This is a genomic window from Bacillus sp. UNC437CL72CviS29 (genome assembly GCF_000482345.1).
GTDB lineage: Bacteria > Bacillota > Bacilli > Bacillales > Bacillaceae_G > Bacillus_A > Bacillus_A arachidis.
The window spans coordinates 57,202-78,518 of sequence record NZ_AXVB01000021.1; the positions used below are offsets into that span (position 1 = coordinate 57,202).

21 protein-coding genes and 1 pseudogene are annotated in these 21,317 nt (G+C 36.2%); 15 read left to right on the forward strand and 7 right to left on the reverse strand.

Going from position 1 to position 21,317, the window contains the following annotated elements:
* Positions 1–47: 47 nt before the first annotated feature.
* Positions 48–725, reverse strand: coding sequence for an LrgB family protein (locus tag M014_RS0116150; protein ID WP_026592667.1), 678 nt, complete (start codon positions 723–725; stop codon positions 48–50).
* A complete protein-coding gene (locus M014_RS0116155) occupies positions 725–1,087 on the reverse strand; it encodes a CidA/LrgA family holin-like protein (RefSeq protein WP_026592668.1) in 363 nt (120 codons plus the stop codon). Before M014_RS0116155 ends, M014_RS0116150 begins: the two co-directional genes overlap by 1 nt.
* A 144-nt stretch (positions 1,088–1,231) precedes the next feature.
* Here M014_RS0116155 and alsR point away from each other — a divergent pair, with 144 nt between their 5' ends.
* The 5 genes from alsR (at position 1,232) to M014_RS0116185 (ending at position 6,678) form a co-directional block, all read left to right on the forward strand.
* Positions 1,232–2,134, forward strand: a complete 903-nt coding sequence (alsR, locus tag M014_RS0116160) for an acetoin biosynthesis transcriptional regulator AlsR (protein WP_026592669.1) — start codon at positions 1,232–1,234, stop codon at positions 2,132–2,134.
* Between the two features lie 380 nt (positions 2,135–2,514).
* Positions 2,515–3,090: an ABC transporter permease gene (locus M014_RS0116165; protein ID WP_026592670.1), complete on the forward strand. Its 576-nt coding sequence runs from the start codon at positions 2,515–2,517 to the stop codon at positions 3,088–3,090.
* A gap of 93 nt (positions 3,091–3,183) precedes the next feature.
* Positions 3,184–4,095: an ABC transporter ATP-binding protein gene (locus tag M014_RS0116175; RefSeq protein ID WP_026592671.1), complete on the forward strand. Its 912-nt coding sequence runs from the start codon at positions 3,184–3,186 to the stop codon at positions 4,093–4,095.
* A complete protein-coding gene (locus M014_RS0116180; protein WP_026592672.1) occupies positions 4,088–5,032 on the forward strand; it encodes an ABC transporter permease in 945 nt (314 codons plus the stop codon). Before M014_RS0116175 ends, M014_RS0116180 begins: the two co-directional genes overlap by 8 nt.
* Before the next feature lie 272 nt (positions 5,033–5,304).
* A complete protein-coding gene (locus M014_RS0116185; protein WP_026592673.1) occupies positions 5,305–6,678 on the forward strand; it encodes an ABC transporter substrate-binding protein in 1,374 nt (457 codons plus the stop codon).
* A 49-nt stretch (positions 6,679–6,727) separates the two neighbouring features.
* Here M014_RS0116185 and M014_RS0116190 read toward each other — a convergent pair whose 3' ends face one another.
* Positions 6,728–7,636: an EamA family transporter gene (locus M014_RS0116190; RefSeq protein ID WP_026592674.1), complete on the reverse strand. Its 909-nt coding sequence runs from the start codon at positions 7,634–7,636 to the stop codon at positions 6,728–6,730.
* Between the two features lie 471 nt (positions 7,637–8,107).
* On the opposite strand from M014_RS0116190, the gene M014_RS0116195 reads away from it, so the two are divergent.
* Both M014_RS0116195 and M014_RS0116200 read left to right on the forward strand, forming a co-directional pair.
* A complete protein-coding gene (locus M014_RS0116195) occupies positions 8,108–8,815 on the forward strand; it encodes a cytochrome c biogenesis CcdA family protein (RefSeq protein ID WP_026592675.1) in 708 nt (235 codons plus the stop codon).
* A gap of 89 nt (positions 8,816–8,904) precedes the next feature.
* Positions 8,905–9,411, forward strand: a complete 507-nt coding sequence (locus tag M014_RS0116200) for a CcdC family protein (RefSeq protein WP_026592676.1) — start codon at positions 8,905–8,907, stop codon at positions 9,409–9,411.
* A 27-nt stretch (positions 9,412–9,438) separates the two neighbouring features.
* On the opposite strand, the gene M014_RS0116205 is transcribed toward M014_RS0116200, so the two are convergent.
* The gene (locus M014_RS0116205) at positions 9,439–9,870 is read right to left on the reverse strand and encodes a DUF2621 domain-containing protein (RefSeq protein ID WP_026592677.1); all 432 of its coding nucleotides are present in this window, start codon (positions 9,868–9,870) and stop codon (positions 9,439–9,441) included.
* Positions 9,871–9,974: 104 nt separating this feature from the next.
* Positions 9,975–10,271 (reverse strand): hypothetical protein, encoded by a 297-nt coding sequence (locus M014_RS0116210; RefSeq protein WP_026592678.1) that lies wholly within the window; start codon positions 10,269–10,271, stop codon positions 9,975–9,977.
* A gap of 260 nt (positions 10,272–10,531) precedes the next feature.
* On the opposite strand from M014_RS0116210, the gene M014_RS0116215 reads away from it, so the two are divergent.
* Both M014_RS0116215 and M014_RS27105 read left to right on the forward strand, forming a co-directional pair.
* On the forward strand, positions 10,532–11,110 hold the full coding sequence (locus M014_RS0116215; RefSeq protein ID WP_026592679.1) for an AAA family ATPase: 579 nt from the start codon (positions 10,532–10,534) through the stop codon (positions 11,108–11,110).
* Positions 11,107–11,671, forward strand: a pseudogene (locus tag M014_RS27105) (DJ-1/PfpI family protein). The gene M014_RS0116215 and the pseudogene M014_RS27105 overlap by 4 nt, the downstream one beginning before the upstream one ends.
* A 461-nt stretch (positions 11,672–12,132) precedes the next feature.
* Here M014_RS27105 and M014_RS0116230 read toward each other — a convergent pair.
* Both M014_RS0116230 and M014_RS0116235 read right to left on the reverse strand, forming a co-directional pair.
* On the reverse strand, positions 12,133–12,693 hold the full coding sequence (locus M014_RS0116230) for a class I SAM-dependent methyltransferase (protein WP_026592680.1): 561 nt from the start codon (positions 12,691–12,693) through the stop codon (positions 12,133–12,135).
* A 126-nt stretch (positions 12,694–12,819) separates the two neighbouring features.
* The gene (locus M014_RS0116235) at positions 12,820–13,770 is read right to left on the reverse strand and encodes a class I SAM-dependent methyltransferase (protein ID WP_026592681.1); all 951 of its coding nucleotides are present in this window, start codon (positions 13,768–13,770) and stop codon (positions 12,820–12,822) included.
* A gap of 196 nt (positions 13,771–13,966) precedes the next feature.
* On the opposite strand from M014_RS0116235, the gene hutP reads away from it, so the two are divergent.
* The 6 genes from hutP to M014_RS0116265 all read left to right on the forward strand — a co-directional run bounded on the left by hutP (position 13,967) and on the right by M014_RS0116265 (position 21,248).
* Positions 13,967–14,407, forward strand: coding sequence for a hut operon transcriptional regulator HutP (hutP, locus tag M014_RS0116240; protein WP_026592682.1), 441 nt, complete (start codon positions 13,967–13,969; stop codon positions 14,405–14,407).
* Between the two features lie 103 nt (positions 14,408–14,510).
* Positions 14,511–16,028, forward strand: a complete 1,518-nt coding sequence (gene hutH, locus M014_RS0116245; protein WP_026592683.1) for a histidine ammonia-lyase — start codon at positions 14,511–14,513, stop codon at positions 16,026–16,028.
* Between the two features lie 23 nt (positions 16,029–16,051).
* Entirely contained in the window at positions 16,052–17,710 is a 1,659-nt protein-coding gene (hutU, locus tag M014_RS0116250; RefSeq protein ID WP_026592684.1) for a urocanate hydratase, read from the forward strand.
* A gap of 12 nt (positions 17,711–17,722) precedes the next feature.
* Positions 17,723–18,994, forward strand: a complete 1,272-nt coding sequence (gene hutI / locus M014_RS0116255; RefSeq protein WP_026592685.1) for an imidazolonepropionase — start codon at positions 17,723–17,725, stop codon at positions 18,992–18,994.
* Positions 18,973–19,941: a formimidoylglutamase gene (gene hutG, locus M014_RS0116260; RefSeq protein WP_026592686.1), complete on the forward strand. Its 969-nt coding sequence runs from the start codon at positions 18,973–18,975 to the stop codon at positions 19,939–19,941. Before hutI ends, hutG begins: the two co-directional genes overlap by 22 nt.
* A 179-nt stretch (positions 19,942–20,120) precedes the next feature.
* A complete protein-coding gene (locus M014_RS0116265) occupies positions 20,121–21,248 on the forward strand; it encodes an alkene reductase (RefSeq protein WP_026592687.1) in 1,128 nt (375 codons plus the stop codon).
* Positions 21,249–21,317 lie beyond the last annotated feature (69 nt).

Below are 21,317 nucleotides of genomic sequence, written 5' to 3' on the forward strand. Positions count from 1 at the left end.
CCAAAGCCCGACTAATTGGGATAAATAAAATAAAAGAATCGTGTGGTTTATTGTAACCAAGATAAGCAAAGTGGCACAATGACTAAACTTGCCCCAGCTGTTAGAAGCATGGATAAACTTGCAATTGTACCTTCAACTGGTCCGATTTCAAATGCTTTTGAAGTACCAGTTCCGTTTGCGCTAGTACCTAGCATAATACCTTTCGCAATGGATGTTTTAATGCGACATATGCGAATAAGAGAAGGACCTAACAGTGCTCCCGTTAGTGCTGTAAGTACAACGAATACAGCTGTTAATTGTGACATACCGCCAATCATTTCTGAGATCGCCATTGCAATCGGTGTTGTGACAATGTGCGGTGCTAAGCTTTGTTCCAGTGATGAATCAATATGAAAAGCATCTGCCAGAAGAGCCGAAGTAATAACAGATAATAATGAACCAACAATGACGTTAATTAAAATTGCACTTGCATGTTTTTTTAATAAATCAAAATATTTATAGATTGGCCATGCAAAAGCTACCGTTGCTGGTTTTAATAGTTCAGTTAACCATTGACCGCCAGAATTGTATGTTTCATAAGATGTATCGAGTCCAAGTAATAACGCAATTAAAACAATTGGACAAACGAGAAGTGGTGAAAGTATACTCCAATTCCAGCACCAATAAAGTTTCTTAGAAATCCAATATGTTAATAGTGTTAATAGTAAACAAAAAAAGCCGATCATTATGCTGATCCTTTCCGCTTTAATAGCATTTCTGTTAAGATTCCAGTGACGAGTGTTACACAAAGGGTACTAATCATGATAATCAAAATGAGATCGATACCATATTGTGATAATGTATCTTTGTAGCGGATAACAGCCACGGCAGAAGGAATAAAAAATAATATAAGTTCTTTTAATAAAAAGTCTGCTCCATCTTGAATCCATTCTTTTTTCACCAAGTTAAGTTTTAATGATATTAACAATAAGAAAATGCCGATAATACTTCCTGGAATTGGGAGGCGTGCCTGCTTTGCGATCCATTCACCTGTCCAAGCGAAACAAAATAAGAGTAAGGTTTGTCCGCTTAATTTCCACCATTTCATACAGTAACACCTCTTTCGTTTTTTACATAAAAATTGTAAAAAAAATTAACAATTTCTACTATAAATCCTTTCGAAATATTTGTCTAATATATAAATTATATGTTATTAATTTATTATACATATTAATCGAAAAGAGGATCCCAAATGGAATTACGGCATTTGCAATATTTTGTTGTTGTGGCAGAAGAGTTACATTTTGGGCGGGCAGCTGCTCGCTTGCAAATGACACAGCCACCGCTAAGTCAACAAATTCAGCAATTAGAGAAAGAGATGGGGGTTACATTATTTTCAAGAACGAAGCGGAAAGTTGAGCTGACAGAAGCAGGAGAAATGTTTTTAAAAGAAGTGAAAAAAGCATTTGATCAAATTGAGAAGGCGGTAGAAGTTGCACAAAGTGCACAAAGGGGAGAGGTTGGATCACTTTCAATTGGGTTTGTAGGGGCAGCTATATATGATATTTTACCGTCTATTGTTAGGGAGTATCGAGAGAAGTTCCCGAGAGTATCTGTTGCACTGCATGAATTATCGACACCAGATCAGGTTCATGCGCTTCATGATAATCGAATTGATGTTGGATTTTTACGTCCACCAATTAATACGCAATTACTAGAATTAGAACCCATTCAAAAGCTTTCGTGTACATTATGTTTACCAAAAGCGCATCCACTAGCAGAGAAAGAAGAAATTCATATTGAAGATTTACAAGATGAGCCATTTGTGTTCATAACTAGACCGGTTTGGCCTGCATTATACGATACGATTTTATCCTTATGTAGGAACGCTGGATTCAGCCCACACATTGTACAGGAAGCAACAGAGTACCAAACTGTTATGGGGCTTGTAGCAGCGGGAATTGGATTAACAGTGATTCCGGTTTCTGCGAATAAGTTGTATAAAACAGAAGTTGTATATAAGGCTATATATGATTCTAATTTTGTAGCAGAGATGTCGGTTGCATATCGGAAGTCAAATAGTAATCCTGAGTTGCTAGAGTTTTTAAAAATTGCAAGGGAGAAAAAGCGAATAGAAGTGGAGAATGATAAGTAAGGTGGCACAAATGTGTTAAAAGAGGAGATACTATTGTGGTGTATCTCCTTTTTTATTTCAATACTGAATAGGTAGACATGTTCATTTTCTAGAATTAATTGTTGGCGTGAGCTTTCATCATCCATAGAGAGTGAAAATATATGATTTTTATTTGTTTTTATCCAAGCAGTAAGAACTGTTCTTGTATTATATTTTATTTTTATGGGGCTACTAATTTCTTTAAATGCAGACATTAGGTAAGCTATTTTCAGAAGCGGCCATTTCTGCGACTTAAGACCTAGTAAATATTCCGATTATAGTTCGATGTTTAAAAGGTCATATTTTTATACACTAGTAATATAGAAGATTGGACGTTATGAAGTAAGGTGGGGGAATCAATTATGTCTTTATTTCGGTTAGCAAGGAAAAATATACAGAACTACGCTGCCCAAAGATTAAAACAATTTATATGGATAGCAATGAGTACCATGCTATATTTTTTTATTATATCTGTCCGATCTAATGAAGCGGTAATAGAAAAAATACAACATAGACCGTTTTTGCTAGCTACGTTATATTATGGGGAAGTACTGTTGTTTTTTGTATGCACTGCTGTTACATACCAAATGACAAAAAGATTCTTAAAAAATAGGAAACAGGAACTACTGTTGTATGAAATTGCTGGTATGAAAAAAAGAACGATTTTTTGCTTGTTATCTCAGGAGCAGGTTTTGATTTATGGAGGAGCGATTCTTTTTGGTTTAATTCACGGAATGTTATTTTTGAAGTTATTTACAGTGATTTTTATAAAGCTAACAGGAGTTCATGGAATAAATAGCATACCTATTACATCATACGCATTATTGGTAGTAACGATGCTAGTGAGTATTATAATCTTATTATCCATATGGCAATGTTATAAGTTTATTCGGAAATTTCCATGTGAACAAGTATATAAAATGGAGAGAAAGGCATGAGATATCATGTCTTTTTCGTCGTTTTACAGCAGAAAATAATCATGATACAGTGTAAGGAACTGAAAAAAGTGTTAGAGAGAAAGGTTGTATAGGATGGTAAATAAACAATCTATAGTGAGAGTAGAACAACTAACAAAGCGAATCGGCTCAAAGACATTAGTAGAAAATATAAGCTTTGAAGTAAAGAAGGGAGAAGTTGTTGGTTTATTAGGACCAAACGGTGCCGGAAAAACAACATTGATGCGAATGATGGTCGGTATGATAAGTATGACTGAAGGAGAAGTATGGATTGACGGACAATCTGTAAAACAAGAGTTTGAAGGTACAGCTATGAAAATCGGTGCCGTAATTGAAAATCCGGAATTTTATCCTTTTTTAAGTGGGTATGAAAACTTAACATATTTTGGACGTATGCATGGTAATGTTACTGAAGAGCGTATTGACGAGGTAGTCCAATTATTAGGTATGGGACAGGTTATTAATCGTAAAGTAAAAGCGTATTCGCTTGGTATGAGACAGCGTTTAGGAATTGCGCAAGCACTCGTACATAATCCAGATGTACTCATTTTAGATGAACCGACCAATGGACTGGATCCAAGTGGGATTCACGAAATGCGTATGTATATAAAGAAAATTGCTCATGAACAAGGGAAAGCTGTCCTTGTTTCAAGTCATTTATTATCTGAAGTTGAATTGATGTGTGATCGAGTTATTATTATTCAGCACGGAGAATATGTGGCAACCCAAAATATTCAGCGTAATGAAAACGAAGAGATGGATATGATACATATACGCGTGGACGATGTGAAGCAAGCGGCTGAACTTTTAAAACATGATGTCACGATTCAAGATAATGAATTGATTATGATTGTGAAAAATGAAGAAATTCCAGATGTGATTCGTACATTAACAGAACAAGGTATTCGTATTTATCGTGTTTATGAAGAAAGAAAAACGCTGGAAGAGAAGTTTTTAGAATTAACAGGGGGAAAGGATATTGTTTAATTTAGTTTACAATGAAATATATAAAATTTTTAAACGGAAGCGAACGATTATTCCATTTGCCATTATTACAATTCTAGTTATAGGTTTGGGATGGGTGTCAGTTAAATATTTTCCATCTTCATCGGGAGATTGGAAAATAGATTATACAGAAAGAACGGCAGAAATTGAAAAAAAACTTGGGAGTACAAAACAGGATATTTTGAATCAAAAATCAGGAGATGAGCTTGTTAAAGAGTATCAGTTGAAAATGAAGCATTTAGATACGAATACTCCACCAGCAGGCGATTCACCTTTAACTTTTATGAGGGACACAGGTTTAATTGTGTTTCCAATTTTATTACCATTTATTCTTGTATATGCAAGTACAATTTTTGCGAATGAGTACAATTGGGGAACTTATAAATTTTTAATGATTCGCCCGGCAAGTCGATTTAAAATTTTAACAGCGAAGTATATTGCAATTGTTATTTTCTCTGCATTATTATTTATATTTAATATGGTTTTCTCACTTTTATGCGGGTTTATTATTTATAAATTTCAACAACCTGCATGGGTGGAATTTATCATGCAAAATGGTAATATCGTTCAGCAAAATATATTTGTTGATGTGAGTAAGTATTATGTATTAGAATGGTTGCCAACTCTTGTGTATGCAGCATTTGCTTTTATGATTTCTGTTCTAACGAGATCGAGTGGGGGAGCAATTGGTATTTCCTTATTCGTGGCGTTATCTGGTGGAATTATTTTAATACCAGCGTCTAGGTACGAATGGATGAAGTTTTTATTACCAGCTAATACAGATTTATATGGAATCTTAAAGGGTGGTAGTTTCATTCAAGGTGTAACATTATCATTTGCGTCTTGTATGCTTCTAATTTACTTACTTGTATTTTTAGGTATTTCTTATACTGTATTTTTAAAGCGCGATTTAACGTAATAACAGATGAAAAAGCCGTTAAGAAGAATAATCTTAACGGTTTTTCTCTATCTTAATTTGTTAATGGTAACAAATTTTTACATTAAAATATTGTATCTTTTACACTACATGATCGTTATTTACAAGAAATTCATAAATGTAAGATATACTAAAACATGTAAACACAAATACATACAAAATTCGTGTAGAGGCCATAGTATAACGCAGCGGAGAATGATTTAAAATCGCTATTGTTACTTATGGTCTTTTTGTATGAAAAGGGGGAGAGAAAGTTGAGAAGTGTGGGGAAAAAATTTCTTACTATTGTATCATTATGTATTTTGTTTTTGGTAACAGCCTGCTCCAATTCAAATGTTTCTGGGAAAGAGCAATCAAAAGTTAAGGAGAACAGTGAAAAAATGAGCAGTGGAAAGACAGAGATTGTATTTTGGCATGCAATGGGTGGAAAAACAAAAGAAGTTTTAGAACAAATTGTTCAAAAGTATAATCAATCTCAAGATAAAGTTGAAGTAAGAGCGTTGTTCCAAGGTACATATGATGAATCGTTTATTAAGTACAAGAATATTGCAGGCACAAAGGATGCACCAGATGTTATTCAAGTTTTTGATGGTGGAACGAAATATATGATTGATAGCGGGAAAATTGAACCGGTTCAAAAGTTCATCGATCAAGATAAGTATGATGTGTCTCAATGGGAACCAAATATTCGCAGTTATTATACAGTAGATAAAAAGCAATATTCGATGCCTTTTAACTCTTCTACACCTGTTATGGTATATAACAAAGATGCATTTAAGGAAGTGGGATTAGATCCAGACCAAGCCCCAAAGACATTTAAAGAAATAGAGGAAGCAGGGAAGAAATTAACGAAAAAAGAAGGGAATCAAGTAAAGCGTTACGGGTTTACTTATTTATTAGATACTTGGTTTTTTGAAGAAATGTTAGCGGTTCAAGGCGGAACGTATGTAAATAATGATAATGGTCGTGCTAAAGCAGCAACGAAAGCAACTTTTAATGGGAAAGAGGGGCAAAGAATTTTAGAGTTTGTCAATAATCTTAATAAAGAAGGTATTAATGGTAACTACGGTTCGGATTGGGATAATACGCGTGCTGCCTTTTTAGCGGGGAAAACAGCAATGTACCTAGATTCTTCAGCTGGTGTGAAGGATATAATTAACAGCGCACCGTTTCAAGTTGGGGTAGCGTATCTACCTTATCCTGAAGATGTTCAAAGGGAAGGTGTTATTATTGGCGGCGCATCATTATGGATGGCCAAAGATATTGGGAAAGAGAAACAAAAAGCGGTTTGGGAGTTTATGAAGTATATGACTACACCATCTATACAAGCAGAATGGCATGTAAACACAGGATACTTCGCGGTAAATCCAAAGGCGTATGAGGAGGAATTAGTTAAAAAAGAATATGAGAAATATCCACAATTACAAGTAACGGTGAATCAACTTCATGATTCGAAAGTATCACCTGCAACACAGGGCGCGTTAATTACAGTATTTCCAGAATCGCGTCAAAAAGTACAAAAGGCAATGGAAAGTATTATAGAAGGAACAGATGTAAAACAAGCATTAGATCAAGCAGCTAAAGAAACAGACCGCGCTTTAGAAATTGCGAATCGGGCTAAAAAATAATAGGAAATACTAAAAAAAGAGGTTTCTCAAATGAGAAGCCTCTTTTCTTTTATGCAGCAACTTTCTTATGTGTATGATGTTTTCGATATCGTCCGCGCATCGCAAATGCAATTTGTGGAATTGCAATACCAACCAAGATAAGTGATACACCAAGCCATTGAGAAGAGAGTACCGCTTCTTTTAAAACAAATACAGACATAATTGTTGTAACAGGTAGTTCAGCTGCACCAAGAATAGTTGCTAATCCAGAACCGATTTTTGGAATGCCGATTGTGAAGGCGATGGATGGAATGACAATACTAAACGTTCCGAGTCCTAAACCATATTTCCAAAGTCCTTGTGAAATAGCCCCGTTAAAAATAAATGTTGGTGGGAATACTATCATTACTAAAGTTAAAGCACCAGCCATTAAGAGAACGCCTCGTGGTAATGATGGTACTTCGACAGCAACTCTACCACTTACAAAAATGTAGGTTGCAAATGTAACAGCAGATAGTAAACCTAATATGATTCCAGTTGTATCGAAATCGCCTGCTGATTTTTCTAATAATCCGCTCGATAAGAATGTACCAGCAAGTAAAAAGAGAACAGAAATAACTTTTTCTCTTGATGGTAATGTTTTTGTTGCCACAGCTTCAATGATAATACCAACCCAAACGAATTGGAATAACAGTATAATGGCAATAGATGCCGGCACAGTTTTCAGTGAAGCGTAATAAAAAATTCCTGTGAAACTTGCAGAGGTTCCAGCGACAAATAAAATAAGCATTTGTTTCAGTGGAACGCGGTGCCTAGAAAATAGGAGTGTAATTCCAAGCAAAATAAACCAACCGAACAAATATTGACTACCAATTACTTCTCCAAGTGAAAAACCTTCTGCGTATGCAAGTTTAACAAAGATAGCTAAAATTCCATAGCTACATGCTCCTAATAAAACTAAAAGAGAATAACGAAGCATGAAAATCCCTCCCATCCTATATATTTAATTGTTCTAAAACGGACATATATAACTAGATGGAAGTATACAAAATTAAAAATGAAGGGTCAAATGAAAGAAAAGTGTGACATTTTATAGAATAATAATAAAAATATGATATTTATGCATAATCTTGAAATTTATAATTATAGAAGTATTGTAAGGTAAGGAATGGGCTGTATAAAGTTATCATTTGAAAAAAATATTTTTTTATAGGGAATGTCTTGTATACAGAGGTATCGTAGACGAATCATTTGTTGTTTGAAAGAAGCTTTGATATGTTAATGAATAACAGAATACATTTATAATAGAAGAAAAATGAAAACGCTTTAGAAAAATAGCGGTGTACAGCTATTTTTTCTTATTAAAACGTTGTAAATAGTGAATTCATGAATTGTACATAGTATTTTCTTTCATTTTTGCTACAATATTGTAGAAGAGAGGAGTGAAACGATGCAAGATATTAATATTTTTTTAGCGTTTGGTGCGGGATTCTTATCATTTATTTCCCCTTGTTGCTTGCCACTTTATCCAGCATTTTTATCTTACATAACGGGAATGTCGGTTTCTGAATTAAAAGAAGAAAATGCGATGCTCCGTAAAAGAAGTATGATACATACGGCGTTTTTCTTATTTGGATTTTCTATTGTTTTTATCGCAATTGGTTTTGGTACAAGTTTTATTGGATCATTTTTTCAAGATTATAAAGATTTAATTAGACAGTTAGGGGCACTATTCATTATTGTATTCGGACTTGTAATTGTGGGGGTATTTAAACCAAAGTTTTTAATGCAAGATCGAAAATTTACATTTAAAAGTCGTCCTAGTGGTTATATTGGATCTATTTTAATTGGATTGGCATTTGCTGCTGGTTGGACACCTTGTACAGGACCAATTTTAGTAGCTGTAATTGGACTGGCTAGTACGAATCCAGAATCAGCAATGCTATATATGATTGCTTACATACTTGGTTTTGCAATACCGTTCTTTATACTTTCATTTTTTATTACGAAAATGTCTTGGATTAAACGACATAGTGGAACGTTTGTGAAAGTAGGCGGATATATCATGATTGTTATGGGTATATTTTTATACTTTAATTGGATGACAAAAATTATTGCGTATTTCTCAAGTTTATTTGGTGGTTTCACCGGTTTTTAGTATTATCCTGTGAAAATGTTGGAAATACTAGTAGAAAAGCATATAATGAAACTAGATTTTCATATTGCCACAAAAAAGGATGAGAAAGTATGAACATAGTTCTTTTGTCGAGTATTGTTGCTGTTTGTATGGCTGTTGGTGCGATGTTCATTCGTTTAAAAGCAGCGAAGAAACCTGCAACATTGAAAAAAATCATTCTCCCACCATTTTTCATGAGTACGGGGGCACTGATGTACATTTTTCCGGAATTTCGCCTGACACCAGCGGAAATGTTAGAAGCGATCGGTGTAGGTTTGTTTTTCTCAATATTTCTTATTAAAACATCTAAATTTGAAGTGCGTGGACAAGAGATTTACTTGAAACGTTCAAAAGCTTTCGTATTTATTTTAATCGGTTTGCTTGTGGTGCGTATTGTCTTTAAAACATATTTAAGTCAATCGCTTGATTTAGGGCAACTAAGTGGTATGTTCTTCTTACTTGCTTTTGCAATGATTGTATCATGGAGAATTGCTATGTATCGTTCATTTACAAAAGTGCAAAAGGAAATGGAAAAGGAAGATGGTTTTTATAATGAGAAAGATATGAAGTTAACGTAAAAAACCTCAAGATTCCTTGAGGTTTTTTTATTTGGCTAACAGTGATTGATAACGAGAGTAATCAATTTGCTTTTCTTGTAATTTTTTAATGAGAAATTTATGATCTCGTTTTGGAGTTGCTACAATATATCCTTTAATGATTAAATCTTCAGTTATTTTTGAAGCTTTTTCTTGTAATGCAAGTTCTCCAATTTTACCAGCAATTTTTGACCTGGCAACATCACGAAATAGCTCAGGAACAGGACTTACAAGTTCTTCTAACAATTGTTTTTGCTCATCATCCCATAAGTGCCTTGTTTGATCAATATAACGCTCTTCCCAATCTAAAATAGACATGCCATCTTCTTTCGGTAATCGTTTTAAGAATTTTCGGAACATGAAATATCCACCAATAGACATAAGTCCTAGTAAAATAACGGTCCAAATCACAATAAACCAACTAAACCATCCTTCAAGCAAGTATATACCCCCTTTGCGATAGCAGTTTTGCTTTTACTAGTATTATAAGCAGTGAGATTGATAGAAAGCAAGAACGCTTGGCCGTTTTGACCAAGCGTTCTGAATTAAACAAAGTATAGTTGTTCGACACGTAATATATCATTATCATCTTCTAAATATTCAATAATGAGTGTTCCAACTTTACGATCTTTATCATCAGTGGTGAAAATAGAGTAAGAAGTAAAACGTTTTGTTGATAGGCCGCTAATATGTGTAGGAAGAGAAATGTAGTCGTTATCGCGGAAAAACTCCATGAGTTCAACATCTTCAAATTGTTTTCGATCTACTGCTTGATTTGTGTAGCGACGTTGTAGTTGTTTTAAAGATTCGTTCCAAGAAATTACTTTTGTATCGTATACCATTTGTTCTATCTCCTTACTATATGTAATCATTAAGAACATATGTTCTATTGTAGTATACCCTGTTTTTAATGAAAGGGAAAGCAAAAAATAATGTAAGCTTGGAAATCCAAGCTTACACAAAAGGCGTCCATAATCGTCTCTATTTTTTATTATAAGCTAGATAGAAATAGGAAACAAGGTAGGAAGTATTTTGTTGATAGTTTATAAAATTCCGTTTATTGTAAAAAAGAGGTTTATTTTAGTGGAAAAGGATGGGAAAAATGACGTATATAATTTCACTTCAAGGACCAATGGCAGGCGGAAAAACAACGTTAGCAAGAAGATTAGAGCAAAGAGGTTTTCAAGTAATATATGAAAATCCTTATGAAATTGTAGAAAAAAGAAAAAGATTAAATTTGGATATTTACACAAAAGAGGGATTTATTACAAATCAAAAAATGTTTATTGAAGCGAAGATTAAACAGGTTCAAAGTGTCATGGGAGATATTGTGATATTTGATCGGGGCCCAGAAGATGTTGAATTTTATACAATACATTTTCCAAAATTGATAGGAATGGATTGGGATATTGAAAAGGAATTAAAAGATGAATTACATAAATTAAGGAAATGTCGTTCAGATGCGATTTGTTATTTGGATGTTTCTAAAAAGATATTGCAGGAGAGAAAAGAGAATGATACGTCGAGAAGACGAAGTTCATTTGAAGAGCAGTTAGAATTGGTAGAAGTGGAAAGGGAGTGGTATAAACAATTTTCGGTTACATATGTGAATACTGATGAAGTGACAGTAGAGGAAACAGTGGTGTATTTTATGAAATGGGTGAGGGAGAAGAGAACATGAAGAAAATACTTTTATTTGTATATCCGACATTTGCAGAATTCGAGGTTACCGTGGCTACAGCGTTATTGAAAGACGACTATAAAATTGAAACAGTAGGAGTAACAAAAAATATCATCACAAGTGAAACAGGATTGCAAGTGCAAACGCATTTGGAATTAACTGAAGTTCATGTGGATGATTATTCCTGGTGGGGATGTCAAACATATTAAAGATGCTAAAGAGCTGTTTTCTATCGTGCGTCAATTCTATAAAAAAGAAAAATTAGTTGCAGCTATTTGTGCTGGACCATTTGTATTGGCAACAGCTGGTGTATTAAAAGATATTCCTTATACAGTTACGTTGGATTATAGTAAAATAGATTGTTTTCCTATAGGGACTTTTATTTATAAAAATGTTGTTAGTTATAAAAATATTATAACAGCACAAGGGCATGGTTTTGTCGAATTTGGAGTTGCAATAGCTGAATATTTTGGGATAATGAATGAGCATAAAGGGAATGTATATCGAGGTAAAGGCAATATACTAATAGAAAAGCTTTTCGAACAAACAGTTGAAGAGTGAAAGTGCATGTAAAGGGGATAAAAAGCTAGCAAATTGCTAGCTTTTTATATGGAGGAAGAATAGGCTTGTTTCATTAGTGCAAGTAAATGCTCAGTGATTTTTTGACATAGTGCCCCGTGTTTTTTTATCGATATATTGATAGTGTGCATCAAACCATTTTTCATTTGGATAAAGCCAGACAGGATAAGGTTTTCGTTCTTCTGGTTCACGGAATGACCATCAAGCTAATTTTTTCTAATGCCCTAAGAATGAGAGTTTTATATAACTTTCAATTTTAGTATTTTGGGTGCTTGTATATAACTGTCACGCGATTTATAAATATATGTTACGAAACCGCATATACCTTTATAATGATGAAGAGGTATCAAGATTGTTGAGTTATGATACTAAAAAAGCCGATCTCCTATTGGAAATCGACTTTAAAGCTTTTCTTCAAGAAGAGCACCTGTTTAGCTTAATAACTAAAACTTTATTGCATCTATAATTAACGACGGAAAAACAAGTGTATCCCCTTGATTTCGTGGATCATATTTTTTTGAACGAAAAATAACCCCATCGGCTCCATCCCACTCATTGTAATGAAAATGTCCTTCTTCATCACAATATTCAAGTAATTCCACTTCGAATCCAACAGTTTCAAATATTTTCCTTAAAGTTTCATAATTATGAACTATTTTATGACTAGCTGCGGGGTGGTCTTTAGGTCCAGGTCCTCCAACTTGTACAGCCTCTTGGTATTCTTCATCTGGGAAAAATGCATCAGGAACGGCGCATCGAATATAACCACCATGTTTTAAAAATTCATAACATACTTTCGCCGCTTCTATGCCTTCTTCATATGATAAATGTTCCCATACATGCTCCGCTAAAATTACCGCTAAAGAATTAGGATCAAACTTTTTTGTCCAATCTTCCCTTTTTAATAAATTCAATTCCTCTTCATTTGTATGTAGCCAGCCTGGATTATTATTATATTCCCCTGCACCAATTACTACCTTAATTTCCTTTTGTTTTATAGCCAACAGTTTCACCTCTTGTATTTTTGTTTATTGTTATATTTGTAATATATAATTCCCCTCTTGGGGTATCGCCATATCAACATCAACCTAAGATAAATTTAAAGAGCTTATTATAAAGTAGATTCAAATTCATTTTGTACATCTATAAATAGCTAGTGTTTTTGGATCATGCCATACTCCGCCATGAAGAGATAATTCATTTTCTATTTCCATGGTCAGCCATCCTTTCATTTCTGAATGAAGATGAATGTCATCAGGTATGTTTAAAGATGGAAACATACTAGAGATATAGTTAACGATAGGTGTAGCATGATGAAATAGAAGTGCATTATGAATAACTGTTTCCTCCACAGTTTGAAAAACAGATTGTAATAATTGTTTTCCGTTTTCTAAACAAAATGGAGAAGCTGATGGTGCTTTTTCGGGTAAATCGAATGCGACTAACATTTTGTTACACATCTCATCTATACGGGGTAATGAGATTTTGGAATTTGTTGTGGCTAGGAACCTGCCTTCAGGAAAAATTACTTTATGAAATCCTTGAATTGTTTTTTCAACATCTGTCATGTGATACAGCATATGTCTTGCGATGATCCAATCATAAGAATCAGCTGGGAAAGGGAGTTTGGTAGCACCTCCAAGTTCCCATTCAATATTTACATGTTGCTGCGCTCCATTTATAGCGGCTTCTCGCAGCATAGTTATAGATTGATCCAAACCAGTGAGATGCCCCTTATGACCGTTTTTTTGTAGCAGTGCAAGGAACTTTCCATTAGCGCATCCAACTTCTAATATCTTTTCCGTTCCTTGTAATTGTAGATGACCTATTACAATTTCATCTAAGTCTACTCGTTTTTCCTCATATTTTTTATGAGTATCGATCCGTGTTTGCAGATGGTTACTTACAGCGTATTGCCTTTTTATATCATTCAATTTTTCTGATTCCACCTTTACACAAAATTGCTGAATAGCATGTGTTAAAATATCTGTTTTATTTAGACATTCATAATGAAGTGCTGCTTCAAATCTTTCTAGTAATCTTTCGTCAATTCGAAAGTGAATATCTTTTCTCTTAACCAATTCGGGTCCCCCTTGCAGTTGTTAGTGAAACTATAGCATGGCTAGAAATTTTCTGTAAATAAATTGTGTACACAATTGAACAGAGTATTGAAAAAATTCATTTAAATAATTATTTAAACTATTGACGATTTAACCGTTTTCATATATTCTTAAATTAAGTAATATTCAAATAATTCACGAGAAATGAGAGAGTCACATGCTTCTTCAAGGAACACATCGAATTGGTCGTATGGCTATGTTGTTGGCACTTGCGGATGAGAATAAAAGCCCTGTATTATCGACTCCGAAAGGTTGGAAATATTGTACTGGGAAAGTCGGTTCTATGAATTCGCAAAAAGTTGTCGCAGCAATGGAAACAGCGGCTAAGAGCAACCAAGTTATTGAAACAGACGTTTACAGAGAAACGCATGCACTTTATCATGCAATCATGGAAGCGTTGTACGGGGTAACGAGAGGTCAAATTCAGTTAGCAGACGTTCTTCGTACAGTAGGTCTTCGGTTTGCAATCGTGCGCGGCACACCATACGACGGAAAAAAAGAAGGCGAATGGCTTGCTGTTGCACTTTATGGAACGATAGGTGCGCCTGTAAAAGGATCTGAGCATGAGGCGATTGGTTTAGGAATTAATCACATATGATTTGCCCATAGTCTATTAGTTAGAAGGGGGCCTTGCTTTTTAGGACAGAAGTCTGTCTTGAAAAGGTAAGGTCCCCTTTTGCTCTTTTTAAGGAGGAAAAAGGATGATTACATTAACAGGACATTCATTGACAGTAGAAGAAATGAAGCGCTTGCTGCTTGAAGGAGAAGGAGTAACACCTTGTCCAAATAGCATGCAAAAAGTAGCGGAGTGCCGCGAAGTTGTTGAAAAAATTGTAGAAGGGGGAAAAGTTGTTTACGGTATTACAACTGGGTTTGGAAAATTTAGTGATGTATTTATTCAAAAAGATGATGTAAAAGCACTTCAACATAACTTAATTCAATCACATGCATGTGGAGTTGGCGATCCATTCCCTGAAGAAGTGTCACGCGGAATGTTGATTTTACGAGCTAATACGATGTTAAAAGGGGTATCGGGTGTTCGCCCTCTTGTTGTGAATATGTTGCTAGAGTTTGTAAACCGTAAAATTCATCCGGTTATCCCGCAGCAAGGATCACTTGGAGCGAGCGGTGATTTAGCGCCACTATCTCATCTTGCTCTTGTTCTATTAGGGGAAGGAGAAGTGTTCTATAAGGGGAAACGCGTTCATGCAATGGTAGCTCTTACAGAAGAAGGTTTAGAGCCAATTGAATTAGAAGCGAAAGAAGGGCTTGCATTAATCAATGGTACGCAAGCAATGACAGCACAAGGAATTCTTTCTTATATAGAAGCTGAGGCGATTGCTTATCAATCAGAATTAATTGCTTCCATGACAATTGAAGGATTGCGTGGCATTATCGATGCATTTGATGAAAATGTGCATAAAGCACGTGGCTATAAAGAACAAGTGGAAGTTGCGAAGCGTTTTCGCGACGTACTTCATGACAGTAAACTAATAACAAAGCAAGGAGAACTGCGTGTACAAGATGCATACTCACTTCGCTGCATTCCGCAGGTGCACGGTGCTTCTTGGCAAGTTTTAAATTATGTGAAAGAAAAATTAGAAATTGAAATGAACGCAGCAACAGATAACCCATTGATTTTTGATGGTGGAGAAAAAGTAATTTCTGGCGGGAACTTCCATGGTCAGCCAATTGCATTTGCAATGGACTTTTTGAAGGTTGGAATGGCGGAACTGGCGAATATTTCTGAGCGCCGTATTGAGCGTCTTGTGAACCCACAATTAAATGATTTACCACCATTTTTAAGTCCAGAGCCAGGGCTTCAGTCTGGTGCAATGATTATGCAATACGCAGCAGCTTCACTTGTTTCAGAAAATAAAACGCTAGCTCATCCAGCGAGTGTGGACTCAATTCCATCATCAGCTAACCAAGAAGATCATGTAAGTATGGGAACAATTGCTTCACGTCATGCACATCAAATTATTCAAAACGTAAGACGTGTCCTTGCAATTGAAATGATCTGCGCAATGCAAGCTGCGGAATACCGTGGTATCCAAGAGATGAGTACAGTAACGAAAGCGTTTTATCACCAAGGACGTCAGCAAGTACCGTCAATTACAAATGATCGTGTTTTCTCAACAGATATTGAAAATCTTGCACATTGGTTAAAAACAAGTCGCTTTACATTAGAACGATTGGATGTAAATGCAACACTATAAAAAGGGAAAAGGGAGAGGTTAAAATGGAAAATGTAAAACAAACAATTCGTGCACCAAGAGGAACAGAACTACAAACTAAGGGTTGGGTTCAAGAGGCAGCTCTTCGTATGTTGATGAATAATTTAGATCCAGAAGTAGCTGAGAAACCAGAAGAGTTAGTTGTTTACGGTGGTATCGGTCGTGCAGCTCGTAACTGGGATAGCTATCATGCAATTGTGGATTCGTTAAAAACATTAGAAAGTGATGAAACATTACTTGTTCAATCTGGTAAACCAGTTGCTATTTTTAAATCGCATGAAGATGCACCACGCGTTCTTTTAGCAAATTCGAACTTAGTACCGAAATGGGCAAATTGGGAGCACTTCCGTGAACTAGAACAAAAAGGTCTTATGATGTATGGACAAATGACAGCTGGCAGCTGGATTTATATTGGTACACAAGGGATTTTACAAGGAACATACGAAACGTTTGGAGAAGCAGCGCGCCAACACTTTGGCGGTTCACTAAAAGGCACGCTAACACTCACTGCTGGTTTAGGCGGTATGGGTGGAGCGCAACCTCTTGCTGTTACGATGAACGGTGGGGTAGTTATTGCGATTGATGTAGATAAGCGTAGCATCGATCGTCGTATTGAAAAAAGGTATTGTGATATGTATACAGAATCTTTAGAAGAGGCGCTGGCTGTTGCGAAAGAATATAAAGAAAAGAAAGAGCCAATTTCAATTGGACTATTAGGAAATGCTGCAGAAATTTTACCAGAACTTGTGAAACGTGATATTACACCAGACCTAGTGACAGATCAAACGTCTGCACATGATCCATTAAATGGATATGTTCCAGTGGGTTATTCATTAGAAGAAGCGGCAAAACTTCGTGAAGAAGATCCAGAACGCTACGTACAATTATCAAAAGAAAGCATGAAAAAACATGTAGAAGCAATGCTTGAAATGCAGAAAAAAGGTGCAATTACATTTGATTATGGTAATAACATTCGCCAAGTTGCTTTCGATGAAGGGTTAAAAAATGCATTTGATTTCCCAGGGTTCGTCCCAGCGTTTATTCGTCCATTATTCTGTGAAGGAAAAGGACCATTCCGCTGGGTAGCACTTTCTGGTGACCCAGAAGATATTTATAAAACAGATGAAGTTATTTTACGTGAGTTTGCGGATAACGAGCATTTATGTAACTGGATCCGTATGGCACGTCAGCAAGTTGAGTTCCAAGGACTTCCATCACGTATTTGTTGGCTTGGATACGGGGAACGTGCAAAATTTGGACGTATCATCAATGAAATGGTTGCAAATGGTGAATTATCCGCACCAATCGTGATCGGCCGTGATCATTTAGATTGCGGATCTGTAGCTTCACCGAATCGTGAAACAGAAGCGATGAAAGACGGCAGTGATGCAGTGGCAGACTGGCCAATTTTAAATGCATTAATTAACAGTGTTAACGGTGCAAGCTGGGTATCTGTACACCATGGTGGTGGCGTTGGTATGGGATATTCACTTCACGCTGGAATGGTTATTGTTGCAGATGGAACAGAAGCAGCAGCAAAACGCATTGAGCGCGTATTAACTTCTGATCCAGGTATGGGTGTTGTTCGTCACGTTGACGCAGGATATGACTTAGCTGTTGAAACAGCGAAAGAAAAAGGCGTTAACATTCCAATGATGAAATAAGGAGGAAGAAACATGCTGGACATTTTACTAACAAATATTGGCCAATTGCTAACAATGGATCAAGAAGATGGCTTGTTAAGACGGGAAGCGATGAACACGCTTCCTGTTATCGAAAATGGTGCAGTTGGTATTGAAGATGGTGTGATTACTTTCGTTGGAACAGCGGAAGAGGCAAAAGGTTTACAGGTAAAAGAAATCATCGATTGCGAAGGGAAAATGGTTTCTCCAGGGCTTGTTGATCCTCATACACACCTTGTATTCGGTGGATCTCGTGAAAATGAAATTGCTCTTAAGTTACAGGGAGTACCGTACTTAGAAATTTTAGAAAAGGGCGGCGGAATTCTTTCGACTGTGAATGCAACGAAGCAAGCATCGAAAGAAGAACTTGTGAAGAAGGCGAAATTCCATTTAGATCGTATGTTATCGTTCGGCGTTACAACAGTGGAGGCAAAGAGCGGGTATGGATTAGATGCTGAAACAGAGTGGAAGCAATTAGAAGCTGCGGCACAGTTGCAAAAAGAGCATCCAATTGATTTAGTATCAACATTTCTAGGAGCACATGCTGTTCCGAAAGAATACAAAGGAAGATCAAAAGAGTTTTTACAGTGGATGCTAGATTTATTACCAGAGATGAAAGAGAAGCAATTAGCGGAGTTCGTTGATATTTTCTGTGAAACAGGGGTATTCTCTGTGGAAGAATCGAAAGAGTTCTTATTAAAGGCGAAAGAACTTGGCTTTGATGTGAAGATTCATGCAGATGAAATTGATCCACTTGGCGGTGCGGAAGCGGCAGCTGAAATTGGTGCGGCATCAGCAGACCATTTAGTTGGAGCATCGGATAAAGGTATTGAAATGCTTGCTAATTCAAATACAGTTGCAACGTTACTTCCAGGAACAACTTTCTACTTAAATAAAGAAAGTTTTGCACGAGGACGTAAAATGATTGACGAAGGTGTAGCGGTTGCTTTAGCGACAGATTTCAACCCGGGTAGCTGCCCGACTGAAAACATCCAGCTTATTATGAGCATTGCAATGTTAAAACTGAAAATGACACCAGAAGAAGTTTGGAATGCTGTAACAGTTAACTCAGCATATGCGATTAATCGCGGAGATGTTGCTGGGAAAATTCGTGTCGGACGTAAGGCAGACCTAGTTTTATGGGATGCATATAATTATGCGTATGTACCGTATCATTATGGTGTGAGTCATGTAAATACAGTATGGAAGAATGGTAATCTTGCATATACAAGAGGTGACAAAGCGTGGAGCAAGGCCACTATTTAAAGAAGAATGCAAAGTTTATAGATCGTGAAGTAACGAAATGGAGCGATATGATTAAAGTGTGGGATGGAGAAGAAATCTTTGGAGCGGCTTTAATTGGTGCGCCGCTCTCTAAACCTTCTATTAGTCATTCAGGTGCATGTTTTGCACCGAAAACCATTCGTGCAATGCTAGATGCATATAGCACATATGCGATTACAGAAGAGCATGATATGAAGGAAAGCGTCTTGTATGATTGTGGTGATATTACAATGCATGTTACAGACATAAAAGAAAGTCACGCTCGTATTGCTAAGACGCTGAGTCATTTGACGAAAGTGAATCCACAAATGGTACCAATCGTTCTTGGAGGAGATCATTCTATTAGCTTTCCTAGTATAAGTGGTTTTGCAAGTAGTAAAGGGAAAATTGGTATTATTCAATTTGATGCGCATCATGATTTGCGTAATTTAGAAGATGGTGGTCCGTCTAATGGGACACCATTCCGTAGCTTGTTGGAAAATGATGTGATTACAGGGAAGCAGCTTGTTCAAATTGGTATTCGTAATTTCTCAAATGCTCGTACGTACCATGAGTATGCAAAAGAGCATGGTGTGACGGTGTATACAATGAAACATGTCCGTGAGAGAGCAATCAAGGATATCATTTCAGAAAGCATTGAAACCTTACGTAGACAAGGGGTTACAGCTATATATGTCTCTGTGGATATGGATGTACTAGATCAGGCATTTGCACCAGGATGTCCGGCAATCGGCCCAGGTGGGATGGATAGTACGACGTTACTTGATGCGATTACGGCACTTGGGCAAGAACCACTTGTCCAAGGTATGGATATTGTAGAAATCGATCCAACGCTCGATTTTCGTGATATGACAAGTCGTGTGGCTGCTCAGGTTATTATGAGTTTTCTGTTAGCAAGAGAAACAATTAGTAAGCAGGTTAGTATATAAGAAAAAAGAGGTCTCTTCTTATTTGAAGAGGCTTTTTTGTATGGCCCAATATACGAATATTGTGTGATAAGAGCGTATAAATTGACGTACTAGTTTGTGAGAAATTATGATGCGGTTATAGATAATTTCCATCGTTTCAATGAAATGTAAGTGGAATTTTTAATTAAGGGGGAAGAAAGATGCCAAATTCAAATAATAAAGTAGCCAGTATCTATGAAGGCACGAATATAAACAATTGGGGATCATTTCAAAACGTGGAAGAAACAAAGTTATTTGATCCGATTCAAATTGGAGCTTGGTCTCTTCGTAATCGTGTGGCAATGGCTCCGATGACGCGTTGTTTCGCAAATGATGAAACAGGAGTAGTCGGAGCTGATGTAGCCGAGTATTATCGAAAGCGTGCGGCAGATGGTGTTGGTCTCATTATTACAGAAGGAATAGTAATTAGTCCAAGAGCGAAGGGGAATCCAGGTGTCCCAGGTATTTATACCGGGGAGCAAATTGAATCTTGGAAGTCAGTAACAGATGCAGTACATAAAGAAGGTGGAACAATTATTGCGCAAATATGGCATGTAGGACGTATGAGCCATCATGAACTAACAGGTGGATTCTTACCACAAGCACCTTCAGCTATTGCGGCACAAGGAAATGTCCCGCGTTTTCGGAAGCCTTTTGATACGCCAGAAGCGATGACGATAGAGGAAATTCAAGAGACTATCGAACAGTATGCACAAGCTGCTAGGAATGCGATAGAAGCAGGCTTCGATGGGGTAGAAATTCATGGGGCACATGGATATTTAATTGATCAATTTGCTTATGAGTTTGCGAATCATCGAAATGATCAATACGGCGGAGACTTAAAACAAAGGTTAACGTTTATGAAAGAAGTATTACAAGCTGTTATAAGTGCGATTGGTACAGATAAAACGCTTATTCGTTTTTCGGCATTTAAAGGTGATAACCCTGGTTATATGTGGAAAGATCCTGAAGCAGCAATAAAAACTTTCATAGAGATGTTCTGTGAAGTAGGATTAACGATGATTCATCCTTCTACAATGAATTATACGCAAGTTATAGCTGACGGAAAAAACTTACATCAATTAGTTCGTAAATATTGGGAGGGTATAATTGTAGGAGTTGGGAATTTAAATCCAAAAGAGGCAGAAGAAGCACTACAAGAAGGTACAATTGATGTAGCAGCATTTGGTAGACTATTGATTTCTAATCCGGATTTTGTTCATCGTGTTAAACGAGGGGAAAGCTTAGGGGAATACGATGCAAAGCAGCATCTTGCTACATTAATCTGAAAAATAATAAAAGAAGAGCACATAAGGTGTTCTTCTTTTATTATGTAAGCAATAAATATAAGAGAATAA

What these genes read in the sequence shown, in the direction of transcription:
- M014_RS0116155 (WP_026592668.1), bottom strand. Translation starts at nt 1,087, where the DNA reads ATGAAATGGTGGAAATTAAGCGGACAAACCTTACTCTTATTTTGTTTC.
- M014_RS0116195 (WP_026592675.1), top strand. Translation starts at nt 8,108, where the DNA reads ATGCAAGATATTAATATTTTTTTAGCGTTTGGTGCGGGATTCTTATCA.
- hutU (WP_026592684.1), top strand. Translation starts at nt 16,052, where the DNA reads ATGGAAAATGTAAAACAAACAATTCGTGCACCAAGAGGAACAGAACTA.
- M014_RS0116265 (WP_026592687.1), top strand. Translation starts at nt 20,121, where the DNA reads ATGCCAAATTCAAATAATAAAGTAGCCAGTATCTATGAAGGCACGAAT.
- hutP (WP_026592682.1), top strand. Translation starts at nt 13,967, where the DNA reads ATGCTTCTTCAAGGAACACATCGAATTGGTCGTATGGCTATGTTGTTG.
- hutH (WP_026592683.1), top strand. Translation starts at nt 14,511, where the DNA reads ATGATTACATTAACAGGACATTCATTGACAGTAGAAGAAATGAAGCGC.
- hutI (WP_026592685.1), top strand. Translation starts at nt 17,723, where the DNA reads ATGCTGGACATTTTACTAACAAATATTGGCCAATTGCTAACAATGGAT.
- M014_RS0116215 (WP_026592679.1), top strand. Translation starts at nt 10,532, where the DNA reads ATGACGTATATAATTTCACTTCAAGGACCAATGGCAGGCGGAAAAACA.
- M014_RS0116150 (WP_026592667.1), bottom strand. Translation starts at nt 725, where the DNA reads ATGATCGGCTTTTTTTGTTTACTATTAACACTATTAACATATTGGATT.
- M014_RS0116165 (WP_026592670.1), top strand. Translation starts at nt 2,515, where the DNA reads ATGTCTTTATTTCGGTTAGCAAGGAAAAATATACAGAACTACGCTGCC.
- M014_RS0116175 (WP_026592671.1), top strand. Translation starts at nt 3,184, where the DNA reads ATGGTAAATAAACAATCTATAGTGAGAGTAGAACAACTAACAAAGCGA.
- M014_RS0116200 (WP_026592676.1), top strand. Translation starts at nt 8,905, where the DNA reads ATGAACATAGTTCTTTTGTCGAGTATTGTTGCTGTTTGTATGGCTGTT.
- M014_RS0116210 (WP_026592678.1), bottom strand. Translation starts at nt 10,271, where the DNA reads ATGGTATACGATACAAAAGTAATTTCTTGGAACGAATCTTTAAAACAA.
- alsR (WP_026592669.1), top strand. Translation starts at nt 1,232, where the DNA reads ATGGAATTACGGCATTTGCAATATTTTGTTGTTGTGGCAGAAGAGTTA.
- M014_RS0116190 (WP_026592674.1), bottom strand. Translation starts at nt 7,636, where the DNA reads ATGCTTCGTTATTCTCTTTTAGTTTTATTAGGAGCATGTAGCTATGGA.